10 protein-coding genes are annotated in these 12,185 nt (G+C 53.1%); 4 read left to right on the top strand and 6 right to left on the bottom strand.

Annotation, left to right across the window (positions count from 1 at the left end):
* Positions 1–216: 216 nt before the first annotated feature.
* On the top strand, positions 217–1,842 hold the full coding sequence (locus tag ACP7C6_RS11090; RefSeq protein WP_426108702.1) for a methyl-accepting chemotaxis protein: 1,626 nt from the start codon (positions 217–219) through the stop codon (positions 1,840–1,842).
* A 52-nt stretch (positions 1,843–1,894) separates the two neighbouring features.
* The gene (locus ACP7C6_RS11085; protein ID WP_426108701.1) at positions 1,895–2,782 is read left to right on the top strand and encodes a DMT family transporter; all 888 of its coding nucleotides are present in this window, start codon (positions 1,895–1,897) and stop codon (positions 2,780–2,782) included.
* 75 nt (positions 2,783–2,857) lie between these two features.
* Here the strand turns inward: ACP7C6_RS11085 and ACP7C6_RS11080 are convergent, their stop codons facing one another.
* Positions 2,858–3,718, bottom strand: a complete 861-nt coding sequence (locus ACP7C6_RS11080; protein WP_305382253.1) for a DMT family transporter — start codon at positions 3,716–3,718, stop codon at positions 2,858–2,860.
* A 408-nt stretch (positions 3,719–4,126) separates the two neighbouring features.
* Between ACP7C6_RS11080 and ACP7C6_RS11075 the strand changes: the two genes are divergently transcribed.
* On the top strand, positions 4,127–4,915 hold the full coding sequence (locus ACP7C6_RS11075) for a CPBP family intramembrane glutamic endopeptidase (RefSeq protein WP_028617443.1): 789 nt from the start codon (positions 4,127–4,129) through the stop codon (positions 4,913–4,915).
* A gap of 333 nt (positions 4,916–5,248) precedes the next feature.
* Entirely contained in the window at positions 5,249–6,406 is a 1,158-nt protein-coding gene (locus tag ACP7C6_RS11070; protein WP_028617444.1) for an acyltransferase family protein, read from the top strand.
* 87 nt (positions 6,407–6,493) lie between these two features.
* On the opposite strand, the gene ACP7C6_RS11065 is transcribed toward ACP7C6_RS11070, so the two are convergent.
* The 5 genes from ACP7C6_RS11065 to ACP7C6_RS11045 form a co-directional block, all read right to left on the bottom strand.
* Positions 6,494–7,600, bottom strand: a complete 1,107-nt coding sequence (locus ACP7C6_RS11065) for a glycosyltransferase (protein ID WP_028617445.1) — start codon at positions 7,598–7,600, stop codon at positions 6,494–6,496.
* A gap of 81 nt (positions 7,601–7,681) precedes the next feature.
* On the bottom strand, positions 7,682–8,128 hold the full coding sequence (locus ACP7C6_RS11060; protein WP_028617446.1) for a hypothetical protein: 447 nt from the start codon (positions 8,126–8,128) through the stop codon (positions 7,682–7,684).
* 353 nt (positions 8,129–8,481) lie between these two features.
* Entirely contained in the window at positions 8,482–10,776 is a 2,295-nt protein-coding gene (locus ACP7C6_RS11055; protein ID WP_426108700.1) for a DUF7024 domain-containing protein, read from the bottom strand.
* 33 nt (positions 10,777–10,809) lie between these two features.
* Positions 10,810–11,745 (bottom strand): glycosyltransferase family 2 protein, encoded by a 936-nt coding sequence (locus tag ACP7C6_RS11050; protein WP_032864229.1) that lies wholly within the window; start codon positions 11,743–11,745, stop codon positions 10,810–10,812.
* The gene (locus ACP7C6_RS11045; protein WP_028617449.1) at positions 11,735–12,115 is read right to left on the bottom strand and encodes a GtrA family protein; all 381 of its coding nucleotides are present in this window, start codon (positions 12,113–12,115) and stop codon (positions 11,735–11,737) included. Before ACP7C6_RS11045 ends, ACP7C6_RS11050 begins: the two co-directional genes overlap by 11 nt.
* Positions 12,116–12,185 lie beyond the last annotated feature (70 nt).

Raw genomic sequence — 12,185 nt, 5'->3', positions numbered from 1 at the left:
TTACCTGCACGCCTGCATTGGCGGGGCTTGGCAGATTGATGCCGGAAATCCCTATGCAACGCCGGCCGCGATCTGCGCGCAGTGCTCTGGATCCAACTAAGGGAAACCCTGATTACCACGATAGTGGCACTTTGATATATAGCGCGCCCTCTCCCACCCTAACAAGGTCAAAAGACCGATTCGGGAACAGGTTCTAATCGCCCAAGGAGCATTGAGATGTCATTGAGGAACATGAGGATCGGTCTGCGTGCCAGTCTGAGTTTTGGGGTTTTGGCCAGCTTGCTGGTGATCGTCGGGATGTTTGGGCTGGGCCAGATGGCCAAGTTGCGGCAGAGCGCACTGGTTATCGAAGAATCGTGGATGCCGAGTATCGAGAACATCCACGACAGCGCGGCCTTCGTGGCCAGCATCCGCCTAGAGGCGTTGCGCCTGGCGACCACTGACGAATCGCGGATCCGCGACAACAGCAAAGCCCTGATCACCCGCCAGCGCACCGAGCTGCAAACCTTGCTCGATCATCACAAAACCCTGCTCAGTGGCGATGAAGAGCGCGAGATGCTCAAGCAACTCGAAGGTAATGTGAACGCCTACCTGACCCTCGTCGGGCAGATCGTTGCCTTGGTGGACAAAGATCAGCAACAGGACGCCATCGATCTGCTCAACAGCCGCCTCGCGCCACAGGGCGTGATTCTCAACAAAAGCCTGGAGGACATGATCACCTTCAACCAGAGTGGCGTGGAAACCGCCGTGGACTCCGCCGCACAGACCTATTCCAGCGCGCAGTGGGTCGTCGGCTCGATCATCGTCCTCGCGTTGATCGTCACCTTACTCTTGGCCTGGCTGCTGACCCGCAGCATCACCGCTCCCCTCGGTCAGGCCCTGATCGTTGCCCGCACCATTGCCCGCGGCGACTTGAGCCAGCCAATCGCCGTCAACGGCAACGACGAACCCGCCCAATTGCTCACGGCCCTGGCCACCATGCAGGCGCAACTGCAAGGCACCATTCGCGGGATCAGCGAGTCGGCGCAGCAGTTGGCTTCTGCTGCCGAAGAGATGAGTTCGGTGATGGAGCAAAGTACCCGTGGCCTGCAGGCGCAGAACGACGAGATCGAACAGGCCGCCACTGCCGTGACCGAAATGAGCGCAGCCGTGGATGAAGTGGCGGGCAATGCGGTGTCCAGCGCCGAGGCGTCCCAGGCCTCCGACGAGGACAGCAAGCACGGCCATTACCAGATCAGCGAAACCATCAGCTCGATCCAGAACCTGGTGGACGAAGTGCTCGGCGCTTCAAACAAAGCCGAAGGCCTGGCGGTACAGGCTCAGGACATCAGCAAGGTGCTGGAAGTGATCCGTGGCATCGCCGGGCAGACCAACCTGCTCGCGCTCAACGCCGCCATTGAAGCGGCCCGCGCGGGCGAGGCCGGGCGGGGTTTTGCGGTGGTGGCCGATGAAGTGCGCTCCCTGGCGCAGCGCACCCAGGACTCCACCGAAGAAATCGAACAGATGATCACCGGTATCCAGCAGGGCACCCAAGACACGGTCGAAGCCCTGAACAGCAGCGCCGAACATGCCGGTCAGACCCTGCAACGCGCCAACAGCGCAGGCAGTGCCCTGGAGAAAATCACCGCGGCCATCTCGCAGATCAGCCAGCGCAACCTGGTGATCGCCAGCGCCGCCGAGCAGCAGGCGCTGGTGGCACGCGATGTGGACCGCAGCCTGGTGAACATCCGCGACCTGTCCACCCAAACCGCCGCTGGCGCCACCCAGACGTCGGCGGCCAGCCAGGAACTGTCGCGCCTGGCGGTGGACCTGAATGGGCTGGTGACGCGGTTTGTCCTGTAATCATTGGAAATGTCATGCAACACTCGCGGGCTTACTGAGGTAGGAGTGTTGTGTGAGACCTGTCGACAGCCTGTATTTATTGGGACTCGCCGCCATCTGGGGCGCGAGTTTCCTGTTCATGCGCATCATTGCGCCGGAGATCGGCACAGTGCCAACCGCGTTTTTCCGCGTGTCGATCGCCGCCGCCGGGTTGCTGGTGATTTTGGCGATGATGCGCGTGAGCTGGGATTTCCAGGGCAAGTTCAGGACGGTGTTGCTATTGGGGGTCATCAACTCCGGGATCCCGGCGACCATGTACTCGGTCGCCGCCCAGGTGCTGCCGGCGGGTTACTCGGCGATCTTCAACGCCACCACGCCGTTGATGGGCGTATTGATTGGCGGGCTGTTCTTCAGCGAACGTCTAACGCCGTCGAAAATTGCTGGCGTGTGCCTGGGCCTGTTTGGCGTGGGGGTGCTGACCCGCGCAGGGCCGGTGGCGTTTGACCTGGAATTGTTGATGGGTGCGCTGGCCTGCTTGCTGGCCACCACCTGTTATGGCTTTGCCGGGTTCCTGGCGCGGCGCTGGTTGGATCAGCGCGGTGGTTTGGACAGTCGTCTATCGGCGCTGGGCAGCATGCTCGGTGCGACGTTGTTCCTGTTGCCTTTCTTCGCCTACAGCGCGATCAGCCAGCCGCCCGCCAGTTGGGGTGGGTGGCAGGTGTGGTTGTCGTTGCTGGGCTTGGGGCTGGTGTGTACGGCGTTTGCCTACATTCTTTACTTCCGGTTGCTGACGTCCATTGGGCCGGTTAAGTCGATGACGGTGACTTTTATGATTCCTCCGTTTGGGGTGTTATGGGGGGCGTTGTTGCTGGATGAGCCGTTGTCGATGGCGCACCTGTATGGCGGGGTGTTGATTGCGGGGGCGTTGTGGTTGGTGTTGCGGCCGAAAAGAATCCTATAGTAGCCCGCTTGCGGGCGATGGCGATCTTCTAGACGCCATCGCCCGCAAGCCGGGCTCCTACAGGGTGCGGTTGTGTCAGGTCTTACGGAAGACGAAAACCAGGCCGATGATGATCAACCCCATCCCCAGCAGGCTCAACATCGCGAGCCTGTTGCCAAAGATCAGGTAATCCATCACTGCCGTTACCGCCGGCACCAGGTAAAACAGGCTGGTGACATTCACCAGGTTACCTCGGGCGATCAGGCGGTACAGCAACAGGGTGGCCAACAACGACACCACCAACCCCATCCACAGCACCGGCAGGTAGAAACCGCTGCTGTGCTCGAAGTGGAACGGCTGGAACGGCACGAATACCGAACACAGCAGCAACCCCGCCAGGTATTGCACCGGCAGCGTGCCCAGCGGGTTGTCGGTGATGCGCTTCTGCATGATCGAGCCGAAGGTCATGCTGGCCAGGGCCAATAACCCGAACAGCATCCCCGCCAACGACATGCCGGACAAACCGATACCCTGGTAGACCACCATGATCAGCCCCACCAACCCCAGCGCCAAGCCAAACAGCCGGCTCAACGAACGCTGGCGCTCCATCAGCACAACGGTAAGGATCGGCTGCACGCCCATGATGGTCGCCATCACGCCGGGGGTGACCTTAAGGTCCAGGGCCAGCAGATAGAAAATCTGGTAGGCACCCAGCAGCACCAACCCGGTTGCCGCCGCGTACAGCAGGGGTTTGCCGGGGCGCGGTAGCTTGAGTTTGAGGATCGGTATCAGGATCACCAAGCCCACGAGGGCGATGGCAAAGCGGATCAACAGAAACGCGAAGGGTGATGCGTGGGCCAGGCCCCATTTGGAGAAGATCGCCCCGCTGCTCCACAGCAGGACAAACAGACTCGTCGAGGCCGCCGCGGCCACGGATTGTTTCGAAAGAACAGACATGGATACCACCTGTCATCAGGCAAAAAAGCCGATTCAGCAGACGCTGAAACTCAGTAGGTTTTTTTCAGGCGGGCAGACGGGAACAGCAATCAGCTGATCAACCCGAAATGCCAACACCCGGCGGTGATACGACTGCGTACACCGGCGTGCTACGGACAGGTGGGGGTAGTGGCTGATCTGCGCAGGCTGCTTGTTCCCGCACGGCACGACCGCAGCGTTGACCGCTGAATCGACTACCGCTATGCGCTGGAAAGCTGGCATGGGCTGATCTTGTGTGAAGGGATGAAGAGGCTGGGACTATAACCAGCCGTTGATAGGTTTTGCAATCACACTGGATGGCGGAGTTTTCATGTGGGCCCTGCGAGATGGCTCGCTATAATGCCGCCCAGATTTTTCCAAGGATTCCCCATGATCGCATTGCCCTGGCTGTACCTGGCGCTTCTTTCCATCGGCTATCTGCTGGCCTTGATCTACGGGCAACTCGGGCTGTTGGCAAGCGTGTCCGTCGGCCTGCTGCTGATCGCCGGCTATGCGGTACGCCAACAACGCACGCCGTGGGCGCGCTACCTGGGTCACGGCCTGTTTATCGTACTGGCGCTGGGTCTGGCGATGCACTGGCTACCGGGCTTCTACAATGGGCGTGGCATTGCCTCACAACGTTTCACCGAAGATGCAGTGCCCTTCTCGATGTACCTGAACCAGGACAAACCACTGATTGGCTTCTGGCTGTTGCTCGCCTGCCCGTGGATTGTGGCACGGCGCCCGCTGCGGCTGTCGATCTGCGTCGCGGCTTTGGCACTGACCTTGACTGCCGTTGTTGCGCTGGGTGGCGCGGTGCTACTGGGGATCACCCACTGGGCGCCGAAGTGGCCGGAACAGGCGTGGTTATGGGTGCTGAATAACTTACTGTTGGTCACGCTGGTGGAAGAGGCGTTGTTTCGGGGCTACGTACAGGGCGGGATAAGCCGACGATTAAAGCATTTGTCGTATGGCGACAACCTGGCGTTGTTACTGGCTTCATTGCTGTTTGGACTGGTGCACCTGGGTGCGGGGTGGCAGTGGACGTTACTGGCAACTATCGCAGGGGTGGGGTATGGGTTGGCGTATCGGTTTGGTGGGTTGGGGGCGGCGGTGGTCACCCATTTTGGGGTAAATCTGGTGCATTTCGGGTTGTTTGTGTATCCAATGGCGGCCTGAACTTCACTCCCCGCACGCAATGAAAACCTACTACCCTGCTATCAATAGGCGCCTCTCGCTCAAGAAAGAAGAAGGTGAACTGGAGCACATATTTGAGTTTTTCATGTGTTCATCAACCCAAACTAGCAGCACAAGACATCGCCAACATAGAAAATGCACAGGCCAAAACCCGGAATTCATGGATGCGGGGCAAGGCGTCAAGTTTTTAACAAAAAAAAACACAATAGACAGCCTATTAATATCTGGCATATCTTGCAGCCCGCAAGGTCTCAAAACGCGGAACTGACCCAGAAGTCACCCTAAGCCGGCTACACGCCAAAATGGACACTGTAAATGCAACAATACAATGACAAAGTCATATTTGCCAACCAGCTACGGGCTCTGGCTATTATCGCAGTGATGATAGTTCACCTGTGTGGAATTTTCTGGCTGGCCCGAGAGACTGTTTCAACTTACATTTACTCTCCCGTCATAGAAGGTCCTACGCCACCTTTATATGGGTGGCTGTCGCCGCGAACAGTAAACTATGGTCCCTTTGGTGTTGCTGTCTTCTTTCTTATCAGTGGTTTCGTCATACCCTTTTCTCTTTCTAAATCTTCGCCGGTTGAGTTCTTGATTTCGCGAGCGCTTCGAATCTATCCAACCTACTTGATCGGATCCGTTCTCGCGATCACGGCGGTCTGGCTTTCCAGCCTGTATTGGGGAAAGACGTTTAGCATAAACTTCAAAGAGCTGTTCTTAAACCTGACCCTGACGCACTCCAACCTGAACACTCGCACCATTGACTTAGTCAACTGGACACTGGCGATAGAGATAAAGTTTTATATCATATCCGCCCTACTCTTCAGCGCACTGAGAAAAGCCAGCGTCATGCCAATACTGTTATTGGCCATCGGTGTACTGGGTTTCACTGAGTTTTACCCCACTGCAAAATCCATCATCGCACTTAAATACGTAAACTTTTCGGTGGAGTCGCTAAAAGCCGAACTGATGATTGTATGTTTCATGTTCGTCGGCACTCTGTTTCATTTTCACTTCATCCAAAAGATAAGTACTCTCCAGTTGGTCATCTATAGCACTGCTCTGTTGAGCCTTGTGCTCATGTGCTGGACTCACAATGAATGGGCACCAGGAATGCCTAATACACCCTTGAACTATTTTTATGGGCTTGGTGTGTTCACGCTCGCTTATACATTGAGGAAATACTTCAGGCCCATTGCACCACTCGACTTTATCGCCAAAATCAGCTACCCGCTTTACATCATACATTCTTTGATCAGCTATTCGATAATGCGCGTGATGCTGGACAACAATGCGTCCTTCTATGTGGCGCTGGCAACGGCTGTTCTAACCGTGATAGGGATTGCTTATCTTCTCCACATCACCATAGAAAATGCATCAATCAATTACGCCAAGACGCTTATCAAACGGATGCGAAAAGTGGAGCCAGCGATACCGGATACACAACTCCAGTCTCGTTCGACCCTCTAATGACCCCTGCCTGTATTTGGCGAAACCACGCCAAATACAGCATATTCATACTGTCTCTGGTAGCCACACGTAATTAAAACGACGTTATTAGCGATTGATTAAATCACGATAAAGCTTCACGTAAGCCTCACCCATCGAGTGAGAAGTAAACACCTTCAAATATCGTTCTCTTGCAGCAGCACCATAACGTGCAGCCAACTCAGGAGACTCCCACAATGCTGCCATGGCACGGCGCATGGCGGGCGCATCGCCTGGGGGAACTACTATTCCAGATACATCATGCTGGTTAATAAAACTGGTTCCCGTACCAATTTCGCTGCATACCATCGGTTTACCAAACATTGCCGCTTCAAGCAGGCTGATACCGAACGCCTCTGAGCGTAAATGCGAAGGAAACACTACCGCATAACAGGCCTCAAATAGATTGACCTTTTCCTGCTCGGTCACTTGCCCGATGAAATGCACATTGTGCAGTTGCCGCTCGGATGCAACGCGCATTAGTTCTTGCTCTAAGGGGCCAGCACCAACAATCAACAACGGCCAATCAGTCCCTTCGACGGCCCGGAGTAAAAACTCAAGCCCTTTATAATAGCGCAGCACACCAACAAAAAGAAAAAAACGCCCGTAACGACCTCGAAGTTCCTGAATCTTATCAGCCTCAGAAACGGGGTACATTGACTGCTCCAACCCGATGGGAATCGAAGTAGACTTATGACGATAACGCGCTAAAACGGGAGAGCTTTCAAGATAGTTCGGACTGGTTGCCACAATCGCATCGACATCATTCAAAAAAAGGCGCTGCAAGGGACTGTATAAGCATTTAAGAACTTTTTGACGGACAATATCCGAGTGATACGTCACGACGGTTGGTTTCTGGATCCGGGTTGCAAAATGAACCACGTCCATAAATGGCCAAGGAAAGTGATAGTGCACAACATCGGCAGACTTGGCCAACTCCGCGAACAGCTTGAACGAAGACACAGAAAAGCCGGTAGAGGCCACATTGAAATCTTCTTTCGCCTGGACCAACTTATAACTCGGGCCTTCGACGTTAGCCACTTCACCCTTGGCTAACGAAAGCACTACATTTTCGCAACCCTGCTGAGCGCTCACATGTGTCAAATGGCGAATAAACATTTCGACGCCACCATGCTGGTCAGCGGCAAAGGTTTTATAAAAGTGTAGAATTTTCAAATAACACCTACTTTAAAACGGTGAAGCTTGCCGCCTGACAAGCGAGCAAACTTCACGGCTATTTGATTAAAATACAAACACTTATTTGACTTTCACAGCAAGCTCCAGCGGTTTGACATTCTTCGCCTCAAACCAACCTGCACCTTCTTTGACAAGGCTGACTTGAAGGATATAGTTCCCGGGCGCCTTAGGTGCCACTACACCCAACTGCACTGCCACTTCTGAATCAGGCTTAACCGGTTGTGCAAATGGTGTACGGTTCCCATCAAGCAAAAGCACTGTTTTGTCCGCATTCAGCCAGTGATAGCTGGCCAAGACAGGGGCCTTCGAAGCCTTGGAATCCCACGTACCACTGCTGGTGTTCTTGACGGTAATCGGCACTGCAAACTTGCTGCCTGCGGCAACATCTAAACTCGACGAGGAGGCACTGTATTGAGCAGAAAAGACGTTCTCCACTTTACCATCATCGCAAGCGCTCAACGCTGCAATACCAACCATGACGCCCGCCAATTTACCTAACTTCATCATATAACTACCTTGTGAGTGATTTTTCCAGTTTTCATCGATTGGTACAGTGTGTACGTGCTGATACATCGACGAAAATTACTAACTTAAATCGGCTGTCTCTGCCTGAGATCAACCCCTATTCCAAAAAAATCGAGAAGCCGCATCAAGCTCTCACGCTGATGCGCCGGATGCCCTGAACGGGACATAACCGAGCAGGGACTTACGGACAGCTTTACTCCTCGAATGTGTCAGTAAACTGCGGGCCACCCTACACATTTCGTTTAGACACAGAACCTTTTGAACAGTTCTATATTTTTCCGAACAGGCAGCCCTCAGTTCACAGCACCGCGTAGCTGTAAATAGCAAGCGTTCGACTATTCAAGCCGTAATGATACGAACCCAATCCCCAATTTACGCGAATCGTTCCCTACGCCCAGCTGTTGGGGTGAAACGGGGGTAGGTGGGCTGAAGACAATGCTGTCAGCATCGTCACCTTGAAGGTCTACCGAGAGTCGGACTTCAGATGGCTCAGCCCCCAGCAAGACTTCATATTCGCGATTACCTATTGTCACTTTGATGGGTTTATTGACGTTAGGTGCAAATGCCCGAGCGACTAACACCAACGTGAATGTTTGTGGCAGCGGGGCTGTGAATTCAATGCGCACCGTGTTGGAAAGTCTCGCATCGGACCAGCGCCCCCAGGATTCTTTCCCAGAAAGCCCCTCGGCCCCTTTCACCGTATTCGGCCAGCCATCTCGCGTAAAATCGATACCGTCTTCCAGACTACCGGGATAGCGGGCTCCCAACTTGTCAGCATAATAACCGGATTTTTTCATGATCTGCGCAAAGCTCAGACCCGAAAGATCAGCCGGCTTCGGCCTATTCAAATTGAAAAAAACCAGATTCCCATCAACGCTGGATATCGAGGGCCCGCTGCCCAGCAGCGCGGTAAACTGTTGAACCACACTCTGGGCATTATCCTCATAGCCGCGACGATCAATATAAATCCCGTTGAAACCAAGATTTTTGATCACTTCCAACTGCTTTTCCGGTGTTTCTTGGGCAAGCGCTCGATAAAATAGATCGCCTTCCCGCCCCTTCATGCCACCGAAGCTCCAGCGCAGTGTTTTGGAATGCAGCACGCCCGCGCCCAACTGGTAGTTATTCAGGCGGTGGACAGGAGGCATTTCTGGAAAGGCAATGTAGGGAAGCTGATAAACAGCTGCCTGAGCGGGTAACGCCGCTTCAATCGAAGTCACGAACGCCCTGTCATTCTCAAAAGCAGCCTTGGCGCTCGCATTACAAGCCCGGCAGGCCGGCGCTGTCTGATCATATAACCCTACGACAAGCAGCAGGGCCAGAGTCGCCGTCGAATAGACCGCAAGCCTTGATGAATAACGCGTCATCAACGTTTGCAGCACTATAAAGAAAATCAATAATGCGCCGAACCCAACAAAAACACTGATTCTGTTCCACCCCCTGATTGAAGAGGAAACAAAAGATGAAAAAAGTGCGCCGAGCCCGCCAATAGTACCTAGCATAAAAAGCACAAAAACAAGCGCTACCAGAAACCCCAGTTTCGGATCAACAGAATGCCCCGTGAGAGACAGTAGCAACACACAGAACGCTAATAACAGGCCGAGTGCGCCGACTGCACCCAGTGTAGAAGTCGCGTTCTCATTGATTAATGGAAAGGTCGAGTTATACAGGCTTGTAAACTTCCCCACCCACGATATGCGGTGATCCGCTCTCGGAAGGATGAGTTGCATTAACTTGAAACCGTAGACCTCGGCCTCCATTGGGGACCGTTGCGCCACCTCCAGGTTGGGACCCGCTTGGTTTTTCGCGAGCATATTAGGTGCCACATTAAGCAACACCCCACCCATCAATATCGAAAGCACGCACAGGGTGCGAATAATCACACTGACACGACGGGCTCTGCACCACCCCAATACGCCCCCAAGCGCAACCAACATAACGCCAAACAACGCGTAATACACACCGAATGACGACAGCACCAGCAGCCCAAGCACGACGGCCACAGCCTTCGGATAAGAAAAGCCTTTTAACGTTTGGCTATCAGCGTCCGTTGAAGATTGAAATATTGAATACGACAAGTAGAAAAAGAACGGAACAACGAAATACCAGGTGTAAAACAGATGGTCCATTCTTAACAAGTGAAATGGCAAAAACGTGAACAGCATGGCTGCCACAAATGCAAATGAGCGGAACAGGCCGAAAGCGCGAACCACGACGAACGTCGCAGAAAACCCTACTGGAAAACTCAGGAGAAGAAACAGGTTTGTCGCTTTGAAGCTGCTCCCCGATACGATTGCAAGTAGCTTAATGAGAAGGTGATTACCAAAGTCAGAACCTGGATAATCTAGAAAATTTGACCCAAACGGATACCCACTGCGAATATTTTCAAACAGCCATCCTTCAGAAACCCGTTGAGCCATCCAGGCATGAAAGAGACTGTCTCCCGCATACCGATAAGGCGCAGAAAGATCAGGCAGCAGACCCGAAGGCCAGCCACTGATGAATACGCTCGCCAACACAAAAGATAAGAAAGCGCCCCCAAGCACTATTACCCAGTCACTTTTAAATACCTGCCACAATGATGCGAGTGGCTGCCCTGAACTTAAAACCGTTCTTTCCTGGAGCGTCATGCTTGAGGCCACTGTCCAATATCCCTTACCAGATTAATCAAAGTTGACGCGCTCTGCCTCTACCACAAGAGGCATATTACGTACCTGCGTGTGCACCGACCCTATGTATTCCCCCAGCATGCCCAGGAACAGTATCTGAACCGAACTGAAGAAAAATAGTGAAATCAACAACGGAGCAATACCCATCTGGAATGAGTCCCAGAATATGATTTTTGCCACAAAAAAACAGAACGCCATCAACAAGCTGACCAGGGCAAGCAGCCCTCCTCCCATTACCATCAAACGAAGAGGAACCTTCGAGTGATTGGTAATTCCCAACATAGCGATGTCATACAAGGTGTAGAAATTATTTTTTGTAATCCCGCGTTGACGCCGAGGTTGCTTGAAGGGAACAGTGGCGATAGGAAAACCAATCTCGCACAACAAACCGCGAAAATAGGGATACGGGTCATCAACCTTCTTCAGGATATCCAGCACCGCGCGATCAAATAATCCTGCGCCCGTGGCATTTTGAACAAGTGGCACTTCAGAAATACGAGAAACGAATCGGTAGTAGGTTTTCCTGAGGAAAAACATGACCGGCGACTCTTCACTCTCGGGCTTGACTGCCAGGACCGTCTTGAAACCGGCCTCCCACTTCTTGACAAACTCTTCGATCATTTCCGGTGGGTCCTGAAGATCGGAGGCTATCAGTACGCACGCATCGCCCTTGACTTGTAGCAGCGCATGGTAGGGGGAACGGATATGACCAAAATTGCGGGCATTCAAGATAATCTTGACGCGTTTATCCTGCGCCGCGATCGCTCTCAACTTTGGAATACTTCCATCCGTCGAACAGTTATCGATGAACACATGTTCATAATCGTAATCCAGCTTTGACATGACGTCATTGATTCGCTGGCACAGCTCATCAATATTCGCCTCTTCGTTATAGCAAGGCGTCACAATACTTATTAATTTACGCGTCATTGAAAACAAACCTATTATTAATGAGGAACGACAATACGGCCATCGGCAGAAGCAAGATCAATCCGGACACGTAAGGTACAACTCCGAATAGCGCCAGCGCCGCCACGCCACCTAGATTCACGCCATAAACCACTGCGTAGCCCAGTACAAACCTGACAATCAGCTTATTGTCATGAGAGCCGAAAACCAACGAACCCGTACTTTTAAAATTGAAAGCCACACCTAAAACGGTTGCCAGTAACAGTGCAAAACTGTAATGCAAGCCCAGATAAATAAAACCCGCAAAGCATCCATAGCCAAATGCTGCGTTCATCAGTCCGACGAGCAAAAATCTCAAAAACTTCACTTTGATCAGTTCATTGAACGTCATCATCCTGACCTTATACCCCTTGAGCCGACTGCGCCGTTCCAGCTAAAACAATATCCATTAATCATGCCCC

It is taken from the genome of Pseudomonas sp. TWR1-1-4 (assembly GCF_049897165.1).
Taxonomy (GTDB): Bacteria; Pseudomonadota; Gammaproteobacteria; order Pseudomonadales; family Pseudomonadaceae; genus Aquipseudomonas; species Aquipseudomonas canadensis.
Note: the sequence above shows the minus strand (reverse complement) of the source record. Positions and strands in the feature narration are given on the sequence as shown.